This is a genomic window from Enterococcus ureilyticus, assembly GCF_001730315.1.
In the GTDB taxonomy this organism is placed as follows: Bacteria; Bacillota; Bacilli; order Lactobacillales; family Enterococcaceae; genus Enterococcus_L; species Enterococcus_L ureilyticus.
Genome location: NZ_MIKC01000001.1, coordinates 231,229 through 253,722, shown reverse-complemented (window position 1 = coordinate 253,722; position 22,494 = coordinate 231,229). Strand labels below are relative to the sequence as shown.

Below are 22,494 nucleotides of genomic sequence, written 5' to 3'. Positions count from 1 at the left end.
GCTATAATAAATAACTGTAAAATAGTCATTGATATTGATTGGGCAGAAATATAGACAAGTAACTATTTAAGATGTAAAGTAAATGTACTTGAAAAATTCGGAGGGAAAATTGATGTATGATTTAATTATAATTGGAGCCGGACCTGCTGGTATGACCGCAGCATTATATGCGTCACGTTCTAATCTTTCAGTCTTAATGATTGAACGCGGTGCTCCAGGTGGGCAAATGAATAATACTGCTGAGGTTGAAAACTATCCAGGCTTTGACTCGATCATGGGACCAGAGCTAGCTTATAAGATGTATGAAAATGTTGAAAAATTCGGTACTGAAAATGCGTATGGCATTGTGATGGATATTAAAGATCAAGGCTCTTATAAAGAAGTAATTTGTGATGATAAAACCTATCAAGCAAAAACAGTGATTATCGCGACAGGTTGTGAGCATCGTAAGTTAGGTGTTAAGGGAGAAGAAGAATTTGCTGGTCGTGGTGTATCGTATTGTGCCGTTTGTGATGGCGCATTCTTCCGTAATAGACGCTTATTAGTGATCGGTGGCGGTGATTCAGCAGTTGAAGAGGCGATTTATTTAACACAGTTTGCTTCAGAAGTTGTGATCGTACATCGTCGTGATGAACTACGTGCTCAAAAAATCATTCAAGATCGTGCCTTTGCCAATGAAAAAATTTCTTTTGAATGGAATACCGTATTAGAAGAAATTGTTGGAAATGACATGGTTGTAACGGGTGGCAAATTAAGAAATGTCTTGACGGATGAAGTCAAAGAAATTCCAGCAGATGGCGTCTTTATCTATGTTGGTCTAGATCCGTTGACTGAACCATTTAAAAAATCTGGTTTGACAAATGCCGAAGGCTGGATTGAAACAGATCAAGATATGAAGACAAGTATGCCTGGTGTTTTTGCTATTGGAGATGTTCGTGAAAAAACATTACGTCAAATCACAACAGCTGTTGGTGAAGGTGGGATCGCTGGCCAACAAGTATATAAATATATTGAAGATATGACAGAAGTTGAATAATCGAAAACAACTATCATTTGATTGCTACTTTATTCTAATTTTTACTGACTAGGATCTAGGTCAAAGCTGTAGTGTTTAACCCTTTAAAAAAGTGTCAGACGTTCAAGTCATGCCAATTCTTGTAGTGACAGATGAAGGAACTGGAGAAAACTACTCGGTACCGACATAAAGCTATCTATCAGAGCTGATTTTGACATTAAAAGTGAATGAAGCTGAGAATATATTATTTTCAGAGTCCAAATAGATGGTAGATGCTCAGTTTCTTGAGCTTGGTAACGGGTTTATGATCTTGTTGAAAATCTATCCGATGAAGAATTAAAATTAGCAAATTTCTCAAGAATAGAAATCTCTCAAGGAAGAGGAGAGCTTGGCTAGTTAGTAAAAGTGATGTCTTTTTATTTTATGTCTTTTTCTTTTGACAATTGTAACAAGATAAACTATGATAGATAAGGATTCAGAACTGAATAATTGTTAGGTGAGGCTCCTATTTGGACACATGCTGCTGCCGCGAAAGAATCGAGAGACTCTTAGTTGGTTGAACAGGAATGATCGTGAAGGTTATTCATAACGTAGCTGATAAGAAATTATCTACGCCCTTTAGTGCTAAAGCTCAACGATAGAGAAACTTTTATTTAAGTTGCTATTTTACGCACACTCTATTGTTGAGTGTGCGTTTTTGCTGTGAATCACAGCGACTGGCTTCGCCAGAGCTGATGATGAACAGTACTTGGCGACCAAAGGGAGCGAAGTTCCGCAAAAAGAAACAAGCAGGTAGAAGGAAAACAGAAGCTAGTAAGCAAAAAGTCTAAGAATAGAAAAACGTACTGGCTTCGCCAGAGCTGATGATGAACAGTACTTGGCGACCAAAGGGAGCGAAGTTCCGCAAAAAGAAACAAGCAGGTAGAAGGAAAACAGAAGCTAGTAAGCAAAAAGTCTAAGAATAGAAAAACGTACTGGCTTCGCCAGAGCTGATGATGAACAGTACTTGGCGACCAAAGGGAGCGAAGTTCCGCAAAAAGAAACAAGCAGGTAGAAGGAAAACAGAAGCTAGTAAGCAAAAAGTCTAAGAACAGGAAAACGTACTGGCTCTGCCAGAGTTGATGATGAACAGTACTTGGCGACCAAAGGGAGCGAAGTTCCGCAAAAAGAAACAAGCAGATTGAAAGAAGACAGATGTTAAACAGTACCAAGAGCAGAACTCAAGAGAACAAGATTCCCACCTAACAAAAAATCTATCGTTCCAAATAAACCAAAAGAGAGGAAGAGACTCATGGAAGACCCCAGTCAGACCAAAAACAAACGAAATGTAGCCTTCATCTTAGAAACGATGGAAATGAAATGATTTTTTTCTCTCCTCGATAAGATGAAGCAAAGGAGGAAAAGAAAATGATGAATAAAAAAATGACCGAAATGAAGAAAACAACAAAAGACCAAGAATTAAGAAAATTAGCAATGCTTTCTGAACGTGAATTGATGATGGAACTTCGTACATCAGAAAAAGGGTTATCAGAAGAAGATGCCAAAAATCGTTTAGAAGAATATGGACCAAATGAAGTGTCCGCACAAAAACCAACACCCGCAATTATTATGTTTTTAGAAGCATTCAAAGACCCATTTGTTTATGTCTTAGCTTTATTAATGGTCGTTTCAGCTGTAACCAAAGATTTTGAAGCAGCACTTGTGATGGGAATCATGATTTTAGCTAGTGTTATTATTGCCTTTATTCAAGAGTATCGTTCCCAAAAAGCAAGTCTGAATCTAAAAGAACTCATCGAAAATACAACAGCTGTAACGCGTGCGGGTCAAACAAAAGAAATTCCGATGGACGAAGTTGTACCTGGAGACATTGTAACACTTGCAACAGGTGATATGATTCCAGCGGATGCCGTACTAATATGGACAAAGGATCTCTTTATCAATCAATCTTCTTTGACTGGTGAATCAATGCCAGTCGAAAAATTTGTGGATGCAGGTATTGATAAGAATTCAGAATCAGTTTCTGCTTTAGATATGCAGGATTTGATTTTTATGGGAACGGATGTATTGAGTGGACAAGGTAAAGCAATCATTTTGAAGACTGGACAAAATACATTCTTCGGTGATATTGCTAAAAATGCGACAACACAACGTGGAAAAACATCATTTGATATTGGCTTGACAAAAGTTAGTAAATTTTTACTAAGAATGGTGATGATTCTGTTTCCAATCGTCTTTTTGATCAATGGCATTACAAAAGGTGAATGGGGCGAAGCGTTTTTCTTCGCAATTGCAGTCGCTGTTGGATTAACACCTGAAATGTTGCCAATGATCGTAACGAGTAACCTAGCAAAAGGGGCATTAAGCTTATCCAAACATAAAGTCATTGTGAAAGAGTTGCCTTCTATTCAAAATCTAGGGAGTATGGATATTCTTTGTACGGACAAAACCGGAACGATTACAGAAGACAAAGTTGTTTTGGTTCAACATTTAGATCCGCTAGGACAACTTAATGATCAAGTTCTAGATATGGCTTTTCTAAATTCTCATTATCAAACGGGTTGGAAAAACTTGATGGACATCGCTGTAATCAACTTTTATGAGGAAAATAAGAATCAAAGTCCGTATCATTCCGTGACAAAACTAGATGAAATTCCGTTTGACTTTTCTCGTCGTCGTTTAACGGTGGTGGTCAATGCAGATGGTCATCAATTTATGATCACTAAAGGTGCGGTAGAAGAGATGGAAGCTGTTTGTACACATGCTGAAATCAACGGGGAGATCGTACCGTTAACACCTGAATTACAAAAAAGAATGCGTGAAGTCAATATTCGTATGAATGAACAAGGTATGCGCGCTTTAGCCGTAGCGGTGAAAAAAGACGTGCATAGTGAAGCCATTTATAGTGTGGAAGATGAGCAAGGAATGACGCTGATCGGTTTTATGGGCTTTTTGGACCCAGCGAAAAAATCAGCGATCACGGCAATCAAGTCCTTACACGAGCATGGTGTGAATGTAAAAGTTTTAACAGGCGATAATGATATCGTTGCTAAGAAAGTTTGTAGCGATGTAGGAATCGAAGTGTCTCATGTCGTACTTGGTTCTGATATTGATAATATGTCGGATGAACAAATGAAAGACGAAGTCGAAAAAACTAATTTATTTGCTAAATTAAACCCGATGCAAAAGTCTCGAATTATTGAAACACTGCAAGGAAATGGTCACACAGTCGGTTTCATGGGAGATGGAATTAATGATGCACCAGCACTTCGTAAAGCAGATGTAGGAATCTCAGTTGATACAGCAGCTGATATTACGAAAGATGCTAGTTCAATTATTCTGTTGGAAAAAAGTTTGAATGTTTTAGAAGACGGTGTGATTGAGGGACGTAAAGTTTTTAGTAATATGATGAAATATATTAAAATTACAATCAGTTCTAACTTTGGGAATGTTTTCTCGATATTGATTGCAAGTGCTTTTTTACCATTTCTACCAATGCTTTCCATTCAATTGTTGATTCAAAATTTGATTTATGATATCGCGCAATTGGCCATTCCTTGGGATAATGTTGATGAAGAAGATTTATTAAAACCTGTCCGCTGGGAAACAAACGGCTTGATGAAATTTACCTTATGCATTGGACCTGTAAGTAGTATTTTTGATATTATGACCTATCTTGTGATGTGGTTTGTTTTCAGTGCGAATACGATTGGTAGCCAACATTTGTTCCAAACAGGTTGGTTTGTGGTCGGATTAGTTAGTCAAACATTGGTTGTTCAAATGGTTCGGACAAGAAAATTACCATTTATTCAAAGTATTGCTTCACCTGCTGTGATTCTTTCCAGTATAGGAGCGGTAGGGTTAGGCTTATTGATTGTCTTGACACCAATTCGGGAAGTTTTCGACTTTGTGAAACTTCCAGCTAATTATTGGGGCTGGTTCATTTTGATCATTGTACTATATTTGATCACAGTCGAAGTTGCCAAACGGATCTATATCCATCTTACAAAAGAGTGGATTTGATTTAGAAAAAAATAGATTTCGTTTTTTTTATGAGTGATTTTGATGAAATCAAGATTTTGATTCGTTCATTTAAAGCAAAATGCTTATCTAGAAATACCGAAAAATTTCTCTGCGATCAAAGCTGTCATTCGTAATGAATGAAGAAAAATTATTTTTTAATTACTAATATTCGTTTTTTATAGAACAAAGACAAAATAACTAAATTTTTGTCTTTGTTCTATTTTTTTTGTTTTGGAAATGTTTGTTCATTTTTTAGCAAATAATTTCTAACTTGTAAATTTGCTGTAGCATAACAACGGACAAGATGACTATAACAGCCTGTTGTCAAAGGATATGATTAGGAAGGTGATTTGTAAAACGGTTTCTTGTTTGTGATTTTAATCACTAACCTTTGATACGAAAGGTTTCAAGTATTTTAATCAAATTTAAAGAAATGCTCACTTTTTACTTGCTCTTTTACCTGTTTAGTGATAATTTGTAAGTGTAGTCGATAAAAAGTAATACAGTTTTTAACGCTGTTTTACTTTTTACGAAAAAAAGAAACGTAACAGAGAGGATTGTGTGACAAAATGGCAAAGGCAAAGAAACAAAAACCTATTGACTTTAAGGCACTTATGGAAAAAGTCGACGCTGATTTCCCAACATTTCAAATTTTAGATAAAGATGGGAAAATCGTAAACGAAGATGCTGTACCGGATTTATCAGATGACGAATTAGTAGAATTAATGACTCGTATGGTTTGGTCACGTGTATTAGACCAACGCTCAACTGCGTTGAACCGTCAAGGTCGTCTAGGATTCTTCGCCCCAACTGCTGGGCAAGAAGCAAGTCAGCTAGCAAGTCAATTTGCGATGGAAAAAGAAGATTACCTATTACCAGGTTACCGTGATGTACCTCAATTAGTTCAACACGGCTTACCTTTAACAGAAGCATTTTTATGGTCTCGTGGACATGTAGCAGGTAACCACTATGCACCAGAATTAAATGCTCTACCACCACAAATCATCATTGGTGCGCAATACATCCAAGCAGCAGGAGTTGCTTTAGGAATGAAAAAACGCGGCAAGAAAAACGTTGTCTTCACTTATACAGGTGATGGCGGTTCTTCACAAGGTGATTTCTATGAAGCAATCAACTTTGCAGGAGCATATCATGCAAACGGCGTGTTCATCATCCAAAACAATGGTTTTGCGATTTCAACACCTCGTGAAAAACAAACAGCAGCTAAAACATTAGCTCAAAAGGCAGTAGCCGCAGGAATTCCAGGGATCGTCGTTGACGGAATGGATCCATTAGCAGTTTATGCAATCGCAAAAGAAGCACGTGAATGGTCTGCAAATGGCAATGGTCCTGTTTTAATCGAAACACTAACTTACCGTTATGGTCCACATACATTATCCGGTGATGATCCAACTCGTTACCGTTCGAAAGATATGGATGACGAATGGGTACAAAAAGATCCACTAGTTCGTTTCCGCAAATATCTAGAAGAGAAAGGCTTATGGTCTGAAGAAAAAGAAAACGAAGTAATCGAAAAAACTAAAGAAGAAATCAAAGTAGCAATTGCAGAAGCAGATAAAGTTCCAAAACAAAAAGTATCTGATTTCTTGAAAAATATGTTTGAAGTTCAACCACAAAACATTAAAGAACAAATTGCATTCTACGAAGCGAAGGAGTCGAAATAATCATGGCACAAAAAACAATGATCCAAGCAATTACAGATGCCTTAGCTCTTGAAATAGAGAAAGACGAAAACGTCTTGGTCTTTGGTGAAGACGTTGGTAAAAACGGCGGAGTTTTCCGTGCAACTGAAGGGTTACAAGAAAAATTTGGTGAAGACCGTGTCTTCGATACTCCTTTAGCAGAATCTGGAATCGGTGGTTTAGCTTTTGGTTTATCATTAGAAGGATACCGTCCAGTTCCTGAAATCCAATTCTTTGGATTCGTATTTGAAGTATTTGACGAAATCGTTGGTCAAATGGCTCGTACTCGTTACCGTATGGGTGGAACACGTAACATGCCTATTACTGTTCGTGCGCCATTTGGTGGTGGTGTGCATACACCAGAACTTCACTCAGATAATTTAGAAGGATTGATTGCTCAATCTCCTGGTATCCGTGTGGTTATTCCATCAAATCCATATGATGCAAAAGGACTATTGATTTCTGCAATCAGAAGCAATGACCCTGTTGTTTACTTAGAGCATATGAAATTATACCGTTCATTCCGTGAGGAAGTGCCGGATGAAGCATATGAAGTGCCATTAGATAAAGCAGCTGTGACTCGTGAGGGTACTGATATTTCTATCATTACTTACGGTGCAATGGTTCGTGAAGCAATCAAAGCCGCTGACAACTTAGCAAAAGACAATATTTCTGTTGAAATCATTGACTTACGTACTGTCGCTCCTTTAGATGTTGAAACAATCATCAAATCAGTTGAAAAAACTGGTCGTGTAGTCGTAGTTCAAGAAGCACAAAAACAAGCTGGCGTTGGCGCTATGGTTGTTTCTGAAATTTCTGAACGTGCGGTTTTATCACTAGAAGCGCCAATTGGCCGTGTATCTGCTCCAGATACAATCTTCCCATTTGGACAAGCAGAAAACATTTGGTTGCCAAATGCTAAAGATATCGAAGCGAAAGCTAGAGAAATCGCAGAATTTTAATTAGAGACTAAACAAATCTTACTTTAAAAACGTGCCTTGATTTTCACGTGATAGCTTATCACGTGGAAATTTAGCGCTGTTATTTTCAGTAAATGACTAGTTAGACAGATACGATAAAGGAAGGGAAGGCTTAAAAAATGGCTTATCAATTTAAATTACCAGATATTGGTGAAGGGATTGCAGAAGGCGAAATCGTAAAATGGTTCGTTAAAGCAGGAGACACCATCAATGAAGATGATACATTATTAGAAGTTCAAAATGATAAATCTGTAGAAGAGATTCCATCTCCCGTTACAGGAACAGTTAAATCTATCGTAGTACCAGAAGGTACTGTAGCAAATGTTGGAGATGTATTGATTGAAATCGATGCACCTGGACATCCTGAAAATGACGCTGCACCAGCAGCTCCAGCTCAAGAACAAACACCTGCACAACCAGCAGCTGTTCCAGAAGCACCTGCAACAGACAGTAATGGGGGTGTGTTCCAATTTAAATTACCAGATATCGGTGAGGGTATTGCAGAAGGCGAAATCGTAAAATGGTTCGTTAAATCTGGCGATACAATCAACGAAGATGATACTTTATTGGAAGTTCAAAATGACAAATCTGTTGAAGAAATTCCTTCACCCGTTACAGGAACAGTTAAAAACATCGTAGTACCAGAAGGTACGGTAGCAAATGTTGGGGATGTATTGATCGAAATCGATGCACCAGGACATAATTCTGCATCAAGTTCAGCAGCGCCAGCAGCAAGTGCGCCTGCTCAAACTGAACAAGCAGCACCAGCTCCAGCAGCATCAACAGGTGTTGTAGCAGCGGCTGATCCAAACAAACGTGTGTTGGCGATGCCATCAGTACGTCAATTTGCTCGTGAAAAAGATGTAGATATCACACAAGTTGCACCAACTGGAAAAGGCGGACGTGTGACAAAAGCGGATATCGAAAGCTTTATTTCAGGTGGCGGACAAGCAGCAGCGCCAGCTGAACAAACTACAGCAGCACCACAAGCAACAACTACAACTGAAGCAGCACCAAAAGCACCAGCTAAACCATTCGTTTCTGACTTAGGTGAAGCTGAAACACGCGAAAAAATGACACCAACTCGTAAAGCAATTGCGAAAGCAATGGTGAACAGTAAACATACTGCTCCACATGTTACGTTACATGATGAAGTTGAAGTGTCTAAATTATGGGATCACCGTAAGAAATTTAAAGATGTTGCAGCAGCAAACGGTACGAAATTAACATTCTTACCTTACGTTGTGAAAGCATTGACAGCAACGGTTCAAAAATTCCCAATCTTGAATGCATCAATTGATGACGCAGCACAAGAAATTGTTTATAAAAACTACTATAACATTGGTATTGCAACAGATACTGATCATGGTTTATATGTACCAAACGTTAAAAATGCGAATACTAAGAGCATGTTTGCGATCGCTGATGAAATCAACGAAAAAGCAGCTCTAGCAATCGAAGGCAAATTAACTGGTGCGGATATGCGTGATGGTTCTATCACAATCAGTAATATCGGTTCAGTTGGTGGTGGCTGGTTCACACCAGTTATCAACTACCCTGAAGTTGCGATTTTAGGTGTTGGTACAATCGCTACTCAACCAGTTGTAAATGCAGATGGTGAAATCGTCGTTGGACGTGTCATGAAACTTTCAATGAGTTTTGACCACCGTATCGTTGATGGCGCAACTGCTCAAAAAGCAATGAACAACATCAAGCGTTTATTAGCTGATCCAGAATTATTATTAATGGAAGGATGATTATCACATGGTAGTAGGAGATTTCGCCATTGAATTAGATACAGTCGTAATTGGTTCAGGCCCTGGAGGATACGTTGCAGCGATTCGTGCTGCTGAAATGGGTCAAAAAGTTGCGATCATTGAACGTGAGTTTATCGGCGGTGTATGTTTAAACGTTGGATGTATTCCTTCTAAAGCATTGATCGCAGCTGGACATCACTATCAAGAATCATTAGATTCAACTATGTTTGGTGTAACAGCTAAAGAGGTTGAGTTAGACTTTACAAAAACACAAGAATGGAAAGACAACAAAGTTGTTAATACGTTGACAAGCGGTGTTGGTTTCCTTCTTAAAAAACATAAAATCGAAATTATTGAAGGAGAAGCGTTTTTCGTTGATGAAAACACATTACGTGTGATTCATCCAGATTCAGCGCAAACATACTCATTCAATAATGCAATCGTAGCGACAGGTTCTCGCCCAATCGAAATCCCAGGATTTAAATTTGGCGGCCGTGTCTTAGATTCTACAGGTGGTTTGAACTTGAAAGAAGTGCCTAAGAAATTTGTGATCATCGGTGGCGGTGTTATCGGTGCAGAATTAGGTGGCGCATATGCGAACCTTGGTTCTGAAGTAACGATTTTAGAAGGTAGTCCTTCAATTTTACCAACATATGAAAAAGATATGGTTAAATTAGTTACAGATGATTTCAAGAAGAAAAATGTAACAGTTGTAACCAAAGCGATGGCTAAAGAAGCAATCGACAACGGCGACAGCGTAACGGTTAAATATGAAGTAGACGGCAAAGAAGAATCAGTAACTGCTGACTACGTAATGGTAACAGTTGGACGTCGTCCAAACACAGATGATCTTGGTTTAGAACAAGCTGGTGTTGAAGTTGGCGAACGTGGTTTAGTTCAAGTGGACAAACAAGGTAGAACAAACGTATCAAACATCTTCGCTATTGGGGATATCGTACCAGGCGCTGCTCTTGCTCATAAAGCAAGCTACGAAGCAAAAATTGCCGCTGAAGCAATTTCTGGTAAAAAAGTAGAAGTAGACTACAAAGCAATGCCTGCTGTAGCCTTTACTGATCCTGAATTAGCAAGTGTTGGTATGACAATCGCTGAAGCCAAAGAAGCGGGATTAGAAGCAACAGCTTACAAATTCCCATTCGCTGGTAACGGCCGTGCTATTTCTTTAGGTAAAACTGAAGGATTCGTACGTTTGGTAACAACAAACGAAGACAATGTCATTATCGGAGCACAAATCGGTGGAGTTGGCGCAAGTGATATGATTTCTGAATTATCATTAGCGGTTGAATCTGGCATGAATGCTGAAGATATTGCATTAACAATCCATCCACACCCATCTTTAGGGGAAATTACTATGGATGCTTCTGAATTGGCTTTAGGTTTGCCAATTCATATTTAAATAGCATATTTGTCACACAAAGAAAGACCGAGCTGGCCAGGCTCGGTCTTTTGTTTTAGTTTTAATTGAAAAGACTGTTAAAACTTAGTAAGATTTAACAACTTTTAACCGTCTTTTTTGTTATTCGGTATCACTAAGGCTATGTTTCAGCGATGAAGCTCTCTATCATCTTGCTCATCGATTCTATGGACCATTTCAAGCAATCCACCGTTTCCCTCATCTATGATTCTTTTCACTCTAGAAATCGTTGTAGTGCTGCTGCCAGTGGCTTCAGCGATATCACTATACGTTTTATTTAGTAACAGTAACTTTGCGACTTCAAAGCGCTGAATCATAGAATCCAGCTCTTTTAATGTCATTAAGTCATCGAAATAATTGTAGCAATCCTCCAAGGTTTCTAAAGCCAATAGAGAACGGAAAAACTCATCACCGTGGCCGTCTTGTATCTTGTCGATTTTCATAAGTCCCTCCTAATTTAAAAGCTGAGCGAGCTTGTCCAGCCTCGACTGGAAAATAGGAAAAACTGACTGAGACACTTTTTGTCTTATTCAGTTTTTATCTTTTTCTCGAGAGGCTAGCTCGTGAAGCTAGATAGTTTTAAAAGCTGAGCGAGCTTGTCCAGCCTCGACTGGAAAATAAGAAAAACTGACTGAGACGCTTTTTGTCTCATTCAGTTTTTATCTTTTTCTCGAGAGGCTAGCTCGTGAAGCTAGATAAAACAAAGTGCGGCAGATGATCCAGTTCTAACAGAAAAATAGGAAAATAAGAGGGTGATACTTTTTGCCACAATCCTATTTTATCTTTTTCCGAAGAGTTAGCCCGTAAAGCTAGATAACTTATTCTACCGATACGTCAAAATACACTGTAAACTTTTCAGTAAGCATTTTTTATTATAAAACTTTTTTTTATTTTGTCCAGTGAATTGAGTGAATTAATGCAAAAAATGAAACAAAAGGGAAGCATACTAATTTTAGTTTGCTTCCCTTTTAAAATAGCCTATTTAGTTTTTACTTAGAAATCAATTTCACTAAAGTGTATTGTTTTTTACCTTTACGAACAATAATGAATTTGCCATCAAAGCTGTGCTCTGCTGTAACGACAAAGTCCAACTCTTTAATACGGTCACCATTGATTGAAATTGCACCATTTGTGATATCTTCTCTCGCTTGGCGTTTAGAAGGTTCAATGCCAAGTTCAATCAACCAATCGACAAGAGTTTGACCAAGTATTTCTGTTTCAATAGTAGGCATGTTTTTAAAGCCTTCTTCAATTTGTTTTGAGGTTAGATTTTTTACGTTACCAGAAAATAGGGCTTCTGAAATTGCTAATGCATCATTTAGATCAGCTTCACTATGCACAAATTTTGTCATTTCTGCGGCTAACACACGTTGTGCTTCACGTAAATGTGGTTCGGTTTCTACTTTAACTTCTAATGCATCGATCTCGTCTTTTGTTAAGAAGGTAAAGAATTTCAAGTATTTAATTACGTCACGATCGTCTTGGTTGACCCAGAATTGGTAGAATTCGTAAGGGGTTGTTTTTTCTGGATCCAACCAAACAGCACCACCAGCTGTTTTACCGAATTTTGTTCCATCTGCTTTTAGCATCAATGGAATGGTTAATCCAAAGGCTTTTGCATCTGCGCCTTCCTTTTTACGAATCAAATCTAGGCCTGCGGTAATATTGCCCCATTGATCGGCTCCACCGATTTGCATACGAACGTTATTGTGTTGGAATAAGTGTAAAAAGTCCATTGATTGAAGAATTTGGTACGTAAACTCTGTAAATGAAATACCTGTTTCTAAACGACTTGCTACGATATCTTTGGCAAGCATGGTATTGATATTGAAGAATTTACCGTAATCTCTCAAGAAATCCAATAAAGTCAGGTTGTGCGTCCAATCGTAGTTGTTGACCAAAGTTAATGTGTTATCTGTATCCACCGCAAATAATTTTTCCATTTGTCTGGTTAAAGAATCAACATTGTGTTGAACAGTCTCCATTGTTTGCAATTGACGTTCGGTTGTTCGCCCACTTGGATCTCCGATCGTTCCAGTTGCGCCACCGATCAAAATAAATGGATGGTGTCCAAACGCTTGGAATCTTTTTAGCATCATAAAAGGAATCAAATGCCCAATATGCATACTATCTCCTGTAGGATCAACACCGCAATATAGTGAAATGCTCTCGGTTTCAACGTATTCACGTAGACCTTCGCTATCTGTTTGTTGGTTGATGGCGCCACGCCATTCTAATTCATCAATAATGTTTGTCATGTCTTTTCTTCCTTTCCTAAATAAAATAAAAAACGTCCCATAGGCTATTAGCCTATGGGACGAACTTCGCCGTGTTACCACCCAAATTGTATATGAAACATCATACACCTCTCAAATCTGTATCGTAGATAGACGCCTACTTACGGTAGGAAACTAAAAGTGTAATTCACAAAAAATGTATATGCCAACTCTCACTAAATGTTGACTCTCTGAAATAGGGACATCCTTGCTACTGTGCTTTATTAAAGTTTGATATGTGATTTTGTAGCAATTCTACGACAAATAAGCCAACTTGTCAAATACTTCTTTTTTTCTTTTATTATTTTTAAATGTGGGAATTCTCATATAAATAGTTCCCTCTTTAATCTAGGTTTTTTGAAAGCAGAAAAAGACCAGTATAATTTCTAACAATTATGAACGAGCTTTTTACAATTAGCTGTTTTATGTTATTTTTTCACACAAATGCTTTAATACAGTGGAGCGTTGACGCGCTATATAGAGTAGGGAAATGTTAAATAACGGGTTATTTTTTTAATTCTATTCTTTTTGACTTGGGTGTAAAACGTACCTATACTTTGGGAGTGATTTCACATGTGAGAAACAAAAATTAAATTAAATCAGGAGGTCAAATTTAAACATGAATAAGAAATTATCATTATTTGGACTAATTGGAATTACCATGGCCTTTTTCGGAACGGTTCGTAGTGTTCCAACCTTAGCATCTACCGGGTGGGCACAAATTTTTTATATGCTAATTGCAGCATGTTGCTTTGCTTTACCAATTGCTTTGATTTCAGCCGAATTATCAACTGGTTGGCCGGAAGAAGGCGGTCCACAAGTTTGGGTACGTAATGCTTTTGGTGAAAAATGGGGTTTTGTTACGTCATGGTTATTATGGGTACAAATGTTTTTCGGAATGGTCATGGTTGCTTCAACTGTAGGTGTATTACTAGGTTACGTGATCGACCGTCCAGATTTAGGGCATAATAATTTATTTATTTTTATTATGATATTGATTTCTTATTGGGGTATTACGTTACTTAATTTGAAATTTGACATGGTAAAAATTGCTGGTGACTGGGGCGCTGTGATCGGTGTCTATATACCTTTTGTTGCTTTAGTCGTTTTAGGGATGATGTATATGGCAAAACACGGAATCAACCAAGAAAGCTACTTAGGTCATTTTGAAGCAAGTAAATTATTACCAGATTTTAGTGATTTAGGAAGCTTGCCAACGTTGACAGGGATCATCTTCATTTTTGCTGGGGTAGAAATTTCATCTGTTCACGCAAATAACATTGATAATCCAAAACGAAATTATCCAATCGCAGTTATTGCATCTGTTTTACTATTAGTTGTGTTTAACTTAGCTGCTGGTTTAAGTGTAGCAGATAGTGTACCAGCTGGAAAAATGGAACTTGCTAACATCACGCAACCATTTGTGATCATGACACAAGATCTTGGGATTCCTGCGATTTTCAATAATATTATTTCCTTGATGATTTTAATCGGTGTTTTAGTTCAATTGAGCGCTTGGGTCCTAGGTCCAAGTAAATCAATGATCAAAGTTGCAGAAGAAGGAAACTTACCACCATTCTTCCAAAAACGGAATGCAAAAGGAATTCCAATTGTTTTTGTCATGATCCAAGCGATTGTTATTTCACTTGTGTCATTCTTATATGTTGTAGTTCCAGATATTAGTGCCGCATTTTTGATTATCACAATCACAACCACAATTCTTTATTGCGTGGTCTATCTATTGATTTCACTTTCAGCAATTAAATTACGTTACAGCATGCCGACTGTGAAACGTCCATTTAGATTAGGAAGTAAAGGCAATGGTTTGATGTGGTTTGTCTCTACTTTAGCAATTGTTAGTGTGGTTGTGACGATTCTAGTCAGCTTGATTCCGCCAACCTCTGTTCCGCAAAGTGGACATGTTGCTTATGTTATTTATCAAGTTGCAGCGACGGTCATTATGATCGGTATTGCTTTGATCATTTATAAGAGAAAGAAACCAGAATGGAAGAAAATAGATAAATAAGAAACAACATTTTCAGCATGATCAATTATGAAACTATCGGAGGAAAATATCATGAAAAATTTCAACACAGACGATACAAATTTAAAAGCATTATTTATAGGTGATAAAGGTGAAAACGTTGATTTATTCAAAGAACTGCTAAATAAAATGATCGATGAACATGTTGGCTGGAGACAAAACTACATGCCACAAGATTTACCAGTTATTTCACCACAAGATAGAAGTTCTAAAAGTTTCCAAGAAACAGCGGATAATATGAGAAATGTCTTCAATGTATTATCTTCACGTTTACGTACAGAATCACTTCCATGGCACTCAGCAGGTCGTTTTTGGGGTCATATGAACGCCGAAACATTAATGCCATCAATTATTGCCTATACAACTGCAATGCTTTGGAATGGTAATAATGTGGCGTATGAATCATCACCCGCAACATCACAAATGGAAGAAGAAGTTGGGTTAGAATTTGCTACATTGATGGGCTACAAAGAGGGGTGGGGTCATATCGCAGCTGATGGCTCAATCGCTAACTTAGAAGGTTTATGGTACGCCCGCAATATGAAATCTTTACCATTCGCCATCAAAGCCGTTGTGCCAGAAATGGTTGCAGGTAAAACAGACTGGGAATTATTGAACATGTCAACAACGGAAGTCTTAGATATTTTAGATCAGGTACAAGATAACTTTGACGAAATCAAAGCACAATCAGCTCGTAGTGGTAAAAACTTGGATAAATTAGGTAAATGGATCGTACCACAAACAAAACACTATTCATGGTTAAAAGCCGCTGACATTATCGGTATTGGTTTAGATCAAGTCATTGCTGGTGAAGTAAATAGTGAATACCGCATGGATATTGACAAACTAGAAGCCCAAATTCGTGATTTAGCAGCTCAAGGTATTCCAACGCTTGGTGTTGTAGGCGTGGTTGGTTCAACTGAAGAAGGACAAGTTGACCGTATCGACCAAATCATTGCTTTGCGTGATAAATTAGCCAAAGAAGGGATTTACTTCTATGTACACGTCGATGCAGCGTATGGTGGGTATGGTCGTTCAATCTTCTTAGATGAAAAGGATCAATTTATTGAATGGGACAAAATCGAGGACGTTTATGCTAAACATAACATCTTCCAAGAAAAAAATGATTGGCTAACAAGAGAAGTTTATGATTCTTTTAAAGCAATCGAACAAGCTGAATCTGTAACGATCGATCCACACAAAATGGGCTATATTCCTTATTCAGCTGGTGGTGTTGTAATCAAAGATATCCGCATGCGTGACGTGATTTCTTACTTTGCGACCTATGTTTTTGAAAAAGGGGCGGATATTCCAGCATTATTAGGTGCTTATATTCTTGAAGGATCTAAAGCAGGAGCAACAGCAGCGGCTGTTTGGACAGCTCACAAAGTCTTGCCATTAAACGTAACAGGTTACGGTAAATTGATGGGTGCAAGTATTGAAGGGGCTTATCATTTCTATCATTTTATTGATGGTTTAGAGTTTAAAGTGGGCGATAAAACGATCGAGATCCATGCATTGACAAAACCAGACTTTAACATGGTGGATTATGTATTTAACGAAAAAGGAAATACAGATCTTGTGAAAATGAACAAATTGAATCATGATTTTTATGACTATGCATCTTATGCAAAAGGTGGATTATATAACAACGAATTCATTACATCACATACCGATTTTGCAATTGAAGAATATGGTCACAGTCCGTTTGAATTTGTAAACAGTTTAGGTTTTTCACGTGCTGAATGGGAACGCGCAGACAAAGTAACGATTTTACGTGCTGCTGGAATGTCTCCGTATATGAACGACAAAGAAGTCTTTGATGACTATGCTGAAAAAATCAAAGAAGCAATTCAAGAAAAATTAGAAGCAATCTACGCTGAGTAATAGCATTGAATAACTGTAGGTGCGGTAAGGCGATAATACAGCTTTACCGCAGCTGCAGCTTTTCTATATAAAAATAAATAAGAGGGAATGGTGAAATAGTGAGGGAGAAGTCTCTTGAGCCAACTCTCTATAAAAATGTGAGGAAGCTATATGAAAAAATATAAGGTGAATTTAAACGAAGCAGTTTTCTTATTAATAACATTATTATTGATGATTGGCATAAGTATTATTGGTTTTAGTATTCCTGCTCATGTCGCTATATTGCTTGCAATTGGCTATTTATTGTTATTTGCGGTGTATAAAAAATTTTCTTGGGATTTCATCCATAATGCGTTGATTGAAGGTGTTACTTCAGGCATTATTCCAATGCTGATTTTTATTTTGATTGGTGCGTTGATCAGTGTTTGGATCGCAGTAGGAACGATTCCCACGATCATGGTTTTAGGTTTTTCTTTCTTATCAGTCAAATTTTTTATTCCAACAGTTTTTATTGTTTGTGGTATTGTCGGTGGTGCTGTTGGTAGTTCTTTTACCACAATCTCAACGATTGGGATTGCCTTTTTAGGAATGGGTAGTTTAATTGGAATCGATCCTGCATTGACAACAGGTGCAATTGTTTCAGGAGCTTTTTTAGGCAATTCAATTTCACCGCTTTCTGATACAGTAAATTTAGCAGCAGCCATTTCAGAAGTCGATTTATTTGAACATTTGAAAAATACATATAAAACAGCAATTCCAGCTGCTGTACTTTCGTTCGGTTATTTTCTAATTATGGGATTACGCTATGAGGGTACTTTAGATAGTACAAGTATTCATGGCATTGTAAATACATTAAATAATAATTTTACGATTTCCTTTGTCGAGATGATTCCTTTGGCGATCTTGTTCGTTTGTGCATGGAAAAAAATTCCTGCAATACCTACATTACTCTTAAGTATTTGCGTATCACTCATTTTGATGTTCTTCACAAGTACACACTTTTCATTTGTAGAAACAGCGGATATGATTCAAAATGGTTTTGTTTCTCATACCGGCAATATGCAAGTAGATGAGCTTCTTTCTAGAGGTGGGATTCAAAGTATGATGTGGTCTGTATCATTGATCATTTTGGCGTTAGCCTTAGGTGGATTATTAGTGGAAATGGAAATTATCGACTGTTTGCTTCAACGATTTGAAGCAGTGATTGATTCTCGGTATAAATTGATTTTCATTACAATGATGAGTTCGATCGGAATCAATGGACTGATTGGAGAACAGTATCTTTCAATCATTTTACCTGGGAAATCTTTTATCAATAAATTCAAAGAAAAACAAGTTCCATTGACTCAGCTATCTAGAGGCTTGAATGATGCAGGCTCTGTTGTAAATCCGTTGATTCCGTGGGGAGTGAGCGGAGTATTTATTTCAGGAACTTTAGGGATCACCACAATCAATTATCTACCTTATGCAGTTTTTTGCTATATTCTCCCGGTGCTGTCATTTTTAGTGACGTTGAGTAGCAAAAAAAAATCAAAAAGAAGCTAAAAAATACAACAGGATTCTTTTGCGGGAATCCTGTTGTATTTTTTTGATTCTAGGTGTAAACTACTCACCGAATGTTTTCAGTCCTTCACTATATAAGTAATCATCGATCTCTGAAATAGTCAAACTGTGAGTGATACCATAAATCACTACAGCATCCCAAGGATGTTTAGGGTAGAGTTGAGCATAGCCAGTTTTTTTCATTAATTCATTGGACTCTTCCAAGGTTAAGCCTAGACCAATCATTAAAGCAATGACTTTTTCTCTAGAAGGATTTCGTTTGCCATCAAAGTATTGATAGCCAGTTGCTTCTGCAATACCTGCTTTTTTAAGTACAGCACTTTTTGAAACGTGCTTCTCACTCAACCAATACGCTAGATAGGTTTTCAGTGTTTGATCAATGGTATATTGACGTGTTTCAGAAAAAATAGTATGAAAATCTTCGGCTTTTTTCAGTGAGTGTACTAGTTTATCTGTATCTTTCTCGTGCATATTTTTAATCCCCTAAAGTCAAACTAAATTGTGTTATATTCATTATACATCGATTTTAACAAAGATCGATCCTATTACAATGAATTTTTTGCTATAATTAAAAAGTAAATTGAAGCAATGGAGTGTAATCATGGAAAATAGCAATAATGAGTTAGCTCTTCGTTATAGAGAAATCGAACCTCTAACGGATAAATTAAATGGACCAGTTCTTGTTCGGAAAAATGATACCAACGAATTTTTTGTAAAAAAATGTTATCCGTTATATTTAGAAGAGCATTTAGATGCACTTCAAAAAATCGAACATCGTTATTTACCTAAAATTCAAGAAGTTGTGGTTCAAGACGGAAAGCTTTGGCTTTATGAAGAATTTGTCCAGGGAAAAACCTTGACCGATGTAATCCAGTCCTCTGAAACAATAGAAACAGACCAGATTTTAACGATAACGATGGCTGTTTTAGAAGCTTTAGGCGCCTTGCACAATAAAGGCTTAGTTCATCGAGATGTAAAACCTGGGAATATTATGATGACCAGTGAAGGAACTATTAAGCTAATCGATTTTGATGCTGTTCGGGCTGTTGATGGTGAAAAAGAAAGTGACACGGTCCAATTAGGAACTATGGGATTTGCCGCACCAGAACAATTTGGTTTTGCCGAGTCAGATGAACGGAGTGACCTGTATTCACTAGGGATTGTGATGAATATTTGCTCTGTAAAGGAGTATCCTAAAAAACAGCTGACGCAAGATCCCATGTTAAGAGGAGTCATTCGTAAAGCAACAAAACTAGAACCAGCAGAACGTTATCAGTCAGCTTTAGAAATGCATCAGGCACTTAGACAACAACGCTTGCGGCAAATAGCTGCCGCTAAACGAGCAAAGTCTCGTGCTGCTACTTTAGAAAAAGGCCCAATAAGAACGTACACCAATACTAAACCCAATACAAACAAATGGGATACGAACAACTATGTGAAACAGGTTATCAGTATCATTAGTCGTTGGTATGAAGTTATCGCAAGTTTTTTTAGAAAATATATTCCAGGCTTTCGAACAGAAGTAATGTGGAAGCGTGTAATTGCAATAGTTTGGTATGTATTTTTAATTATTGGGACGATAGGGAATGTATTGGAGCAACCGACAACAGGTTTGCGAATCCAATTATTTGTGGACTATCTTTTTATGTTTATCTTACCGATTATCTTGTTCACCAATTTTTTAGATTATCAAAGAAAACTGCCTCTATTTTCATCTTGTAATCGAGTTTACCGTTATATCGGTTATGGTTTGATCTTTTTATTTTGGCTTGTGCTCACAAAAGTTGGTTTAGAGCTTAATTCATTTATCTACAAACATTTCAATTAATATAAACTTATTCTGTCACGGATTTCTATGAGTCAAAAGACAGAATAAGTTTTTTTGTTCTCTGACTATGCAAAATGCATAAGATTATTCTGTGCTGATTGGGTATTATCAAGGTGTACCAACGGACTAAATAACAAAGGAGACAAAAAAATGAACGTGAAGAAAATTGTTTTGATCGGAGTCGGTATTTTAGTAGTAGGTGGTGTTCTAGTAAATATGGGATCTGATTCTAAAGAAGAAACAACGTCTAAAAAAGAAACAACAACAAGTACAGTTGTAAAAAAACAAGAATCAGAAGCACCTGCTCAAACGGATGCTGGTGATCTGGGGGATTATCACATTGCCATCAAAGAGCTGTCGTTTGCAAAAGATTATAATGGGGAAGATGTAGGTGTGATCGAGTATGAATTTACGAACAACAGTGATAAAAATGCGATGTTTTTAACATCGATCACAACGAAAGCTTTTCAAAATGGGATAGCATTACAATTAGCAATTATGTCAGAATCAGGCTATGTCGATTCGATGACTGAAATCCAGCCAGGAGCAACATTGAATTTAAAAGTACCTTACAAATTAGCTGACATGACAACACCAATAGCTGTTGAAGCAACGAAACTATTTAGTGATAAAGTGAAGGTGACAAAAGAGTTTATCTTGGAATAAATGAAAAGAGTAAAAAGGGTTGAAAAAGGTGGTTCAGCTAGCTTTTCTTTAAGTAGAAAAGTATTAGTTTTTAGCTTCAAAGGGAGCAAAGGAATTGAGTACTATTCCTTATATATGGCCGTGTATTAGGTTGATTGGATCAGTTGCTGTTAAGATGTAGTTATTTGGTCCGAAATCAATTAGTCTTTGCTGCCTGACTGATTTGCCAAATACGAAAACAGCCAAAACCACAAAAAGTGAACGCTTGGAGTAAATCCAAACGTTCACTTTTTTTATTCTTCTGTTAGTGAATCAGGATGTTTTTCAGTAACCGAATGAATCGGTTTGACCTTTAAAATATCCAAAAAGAAGGTAAAAATTGGAATCCCAACAATCAGTCCCCAAACTCCAAATAAGCGTTCACTGATCAGTAAAATAACAAATGTATAAAAAATCGGTAGATCAGTTTTGCTAGACATAAATTTAGGATTCAATACATAAGACTCGAATAAGTGCACAACAATGATCACAATCAAAATATAAATCACATCATTGATGCCACCTTCAGAGTATGCAATGAAACTGAGTGGAATACAAGAAATGATCACACCTGCAACGGGAATCAGACTTAAAATAAAAATCATGATCGCTAAACTTGGTAATTGATGAAAGCCGATCAAGGCCAAACAAATAGTGGTAATTCCAGTATTGACAAGTGCAATAAAAAATTGGGCTTCCATCACGACACCAAATGTATTGACGAACTTATCAGCAAAAAAGTAAATATCTTTGAAAAACCAGTCGAAGTCACTTTTTAGAAACAACTTAGAAAACTCAGCCATTTGTTTTTTCTCGATCATAAAAAAGAAACTGAGGATAAACGAAAGGACAAAGGAAAGACCGATTGATCCAACATCTTGAACATAACGCAAAAGAATACTCGCACCATTTTGGATTTGAGACATTAGATTCGATTTTTCTAGATAGTTATCGATAATCACTAAAAATTGATTATGGTCATCCGTTGGTGTTTGATAAAAATGGATGACGGAATTGTACATTTGAACCGATTGATGAATCAAAACGGGAACGTATTTTGTGATAGCTAGATAAACTAAAAAAACAATCAAAAAATAAGTAGCTAAAACGATTATGATAGAGGGAATCTTTAAATATTGCTGCACAAATTTCACAAAATGAAGGGCCAAAAACGTAAAAATAAACGTTAATAGAATCATCGTGATCATACTTCTAGCTAAAAATAAAATAAAAATAATAACAGCCAAAACAAAAAAACGTCGTAACCGTTCATTTTGGATAAACTTTTCATAAATAGACATAGGCTTCGCTCCTTTAATACTTTAC

Annotated in this window: 14 protein-coding genes, 1 pseudogene, 1 riboswitch and 1 other annotated feature; of the genes and pseudogenes, 11 read left to right on the top strand and 4 right to left on the bottom strand. The window is 37.1% G+C overall.

Going from position 1 to position 22,494, the window contains the following annotated elements:
- The first annotated feature begins 112 nt into the window (after positions 1-112).
- From trxB to lpdA, 6 genes and pseudogenes are all read left to right on the top strand, one after another.
- The gene (gene trxB / locus BCR24_RS01150) at positions 113-1,036 is read left to right on the top strand and encodes a thioredoxin-disulfide reductase (RefSeq protein ID WP_069638719.1); all 924 of its coding nucleotides are present in this window, start codon (positions 113-115) and stop codon (positions 1,034-1,036) included.
- Positions 1,037-1,496: 460 nt separating this feature from the next.
- A riboswitch (M-box (ykoK) riboswitch) is annotated at positions 1,497-1,665 on the top strand.
- Positions 1,666-2,410: 745 nt separating this feature from the next.
- Positions 2,411-5,035, top strand: a pseudogene (mgtA, locus tag BCR24_RS01145) (magnesium-translocating P-type ATPase); the annotation flags it as partial.
- Between the two features lie 569 nt (positions 5,036-5,604).
- Positions 5,605-6,720 carry a pyruvate dehydrogenase (acetyl-transferring) E1 component subunit alpha gene (gene pdhA / locus BCR24_RS01140; protein ID WP_069638717.1) on the top strand — a complete coding sequence of 372 codons (1,116 nt, stop codon included), beginning with the start codon at positions 5,605-5,607 and terminating at the stop codon, positions 6,718-6,720.
- Positions 6,721-6,722: 2 nt separating this feature from the next.
- Positions 6,723-7,700 carry an alpha-ketoacid dehydrogenase subunit beta gene (locus tag BCR24_RS01135; RefSeq protein ID WP_069638716.1) on the top strand — a complete coding sequence of 326 codons (978 nt, stop codon included), beginning with the start codon at positions 6,723-6,725 and terminating at the stop codon, positions 7,698-7,700.
- Positions 7,701-7,837: 137 nt separating this feature from the next.
- Positions 7,838-9,475, top strand: a complete 1,638-nt coding sequence (locus BCR24_RS01130; protein WP_069638715.1) for a dihydrolipoyllysine-residue acetyltransferase — start codon at positions 7,838-7,840, stop codon at positions 9,473-9,475.
- A gap of 7 nt (positions 9,476-9,482) precedes the next feature.
- Positions 9,483-10,889 carry a dihydrolipoyl dehydrogenase gene (gene lpdA, locus BCR24_RS01125; protein ID WP_069638714.1) on the top strand — a complete coding sequence of 469 codons (1,407 nt, stop codon included), beginning with the start codon at positions 9,483-9,485 and terminating at the stop codon, positions 10,887-10,889.
- A 146-nt stretch (positions 10,890-11,035) separates the two neighbouring features.
- Here the strand turns inward: lpdA and BCR24_RS01120 are convergent, their stop codons facing one another.
- Positions 11,036-11,350, bottom strand: a complete 315-nt coding sequence (locus tag BCR24_RS01120) for a YerC/YecD family TrpR-related protein (protein WP_069638713.1) — start codon at positions 11,348-11,350, stop codon at positions 11,036-11,038.
- Between the two features lie 546 nt (positions 11,351-11,896).
- Entirely contained in the window at positions 11,897-13,165 is a 1,269-nt protein-coding gene (tyrS, locus tag BCR24_RS01115) for a tyrosine--tRNA ligase (RefSeq protein WP_069638712.1), read from the bottom strand.
- A 52-nt stretch (positions 13,166-13,217) separates the two neighbouring features.
- Positions 13,218-13,420: a binding site (T-box leader), on the bottom strand.
- A 382-nt stretch (positions 13,421-13,802) separates the two neighbouring features.
- On the opposite strand from tyrS, the gene tyrP reads away from it, so the two are divergent.
- The 3 genes from tyrP (at position 13,803) to nhaC (ending at position 18,638) form a co-directional block, all read left to right on the top strand.
- Positions 13,803-15,209, top strand: coding sequence for a tyrosine-tyramine antiporter (gene tyrP, locus BCR24_RS01110; RefSeq protein ID WP_069638711.1), 1,407 nt, complete (start codon positions 13,803-13,805; stop codon positions 15,207-15,209).
- Positions 15,210-15,260: 51 nt separating this feature from the next.
- On the top strand, positions 15,261-17,114 hold the full coding sequence (gene tdc / locus BCR24_RS01105) for a tyrosine decarboxylase (protein WP_069638710.1): 1,854 nt from the start codon (positions 15,261-15,263) through the stop codon (positions 17,112-17,114).
- Positions 17,115-17,264: 150 nt separating this feature from the next.
- Positions 17,265-18,638, top strand: coding sequence for a Na+/H+ antiporter NhaC (gene nhaC / locus BCR24_RS01100; RefSeq protein WP_069638709.1), 1,374 nt, complete (start codon positions 17,265-17,267; stop codon positions 18,636-18,638).
- 60 nt (positions 18,639-18,698) lie between these two features.
- Here nhaC and BCR24_RS01095 read toward each other — a convergent pair whose 3' ends face one another.
- The gene (locus BCR24_RS01095; RefSeq protein ID WP_069638708.1) at positions 18,699-19,127 is read right to left on the bottom strand and encodes a helix-turn-helix domain-containing protein; all 429 of its coding nucleotides are present in this window, start codon (positions 19,125-19,127) and stop codon (positions 18,699-18,701) included.
- Positions 19,128-19,257: 130 nt separating this feature from the next.
- On the opposite strand from BCR24_RS01095, the gene BCR24_RS01090 reads away from it, so the two are divergent.
- Complete coding sequence (locus BCR24_RS01090; RefSeq protein WP_069638707.1) at positions 19,258-20,484, top strand: serine/threonine protein kinase; 1,227 nt, start codon at positions 19,258-19,260, stop codon at positions 20,482-20,484.
- Between the two features lie 150 nt (positions 20,485-20,634).
- The gene (locus BCR24_RS01085) at positions 20,635-21,150 is read left to right on the top strand and encodes a DUF5067 domain-containing protein (RefSeq protein ID WP_069638706.1); all 516 of its coding nucleotides are present in this window, start codon (positions 20,635-20,637) and stop codon (positions 21,148-21,150) included.
- Positions 21,151-21,422: 272 nt separating this feature from the next.
- Here BCR24_RS01085 and BCR24_RS01080 read toward each other — a convergent pair whose 3' ends face one another.
- Positions 21,423-22,469, bottom strand: coding sequence for an AI-2E family transporter (locus BCR24_RS01080; RefSeq protein ID WP_069638705.1), 1,047 nt, complete (start codon positions 22,467-22,469; stop codon positions 21,423-21,425).
- Between the last annotated feature and the right edge of the window lie 25 nt (positions 22,470-22,494).

Coding starts and splice junctions, on each gene's coding strand:
- BCR24_RS01130 (WP_069638715.1), top strand. CDS start 7,838: ATGGCTTATCAATTTAAATTACCAGATATTGGTGAAGGGATTGCAGAA.
- BCR24_RS01085 (WP_069638706.1), top strand. CDS start 20,635: ATGAACGTGAAGAAAATTGTTTTGATCGGAGTCGGTATTTTAGTAGTA.
- BCR24_RS01080 (WP_069638705.1), bottom strand. CDS start 22,469: ATGTCTATTTATGAAAAGTTTATCCAAAATGAACGGTTACGACGTTTT.
- BCR24_RS01095 (WP_069638708.1), bottom strand. CDS start 19,127: ATGCACGAGAAAGATACAGATAAACTAGTACACTCACTGAAAAAAGCC.
- tdc (WP_069638710.1), top strand. CDS start 15,261: ATGAAAAATTTCAACACAGACGATACAAATTTAAAAGCATTATTTATA.
- tyrS (WP_069638712.1), bottom strand. CDS start 13,165: ATGACAAACATTATTGATGAATTAGAATGGCGTGGCGCCATCAACCAA.
- tyrP (WP_069638711.1), top strand. CDS start 13,803: ATGAATAAGAAATTATCATTATTTGGACTAATTGGAATTACCATGGCC.
- BCR24_RS01135 (WP_069638716.1), top strand. CDS start 6,723: ATGGCACAAAAAACAATGATCCAAGCAATTACAGATGCCTTAGCTCTT.
- trxB (WP_069638719.1), top strand. CDS start 113: ATGTATGATTTAATTATAATTGGAGCCGGACCTGCTGGTATGACCGCA.
- BCR24_RS01120 (WP_069638713.1), bottom strand. CDS start 11,350: ATGAAAATCGACAAGATACAAGACGGCCACGGTGATGAGTTTTTCCGT.
- pdhA (WP_069638717.1), top strand. CDS start 5,605: ATGGCAAAGGCAAAGAAACAAAAACCTATTGACTTTAAGGCACTTATG.
- nhaC (WP_069638709.1), top strand. CDS start 17,265: ATGAAAAAATATAAGGTGAATTTAAACGAAGCAGTTTTCTTATTAATA.
- lpdA (WP_069638714.1), top strand. CDS start 9,483: ATGGTAGTAGGAGATTTCGCCATTGAATTAGATACAGTCGTAATTGGT.
- BCR24_RS01090 (WP_069638707.1), top strand. CDS start 19,258: ATGGAAAATAGCAATAATGAGTTAGCTCTTCGTTATAGAGAAATCGAA.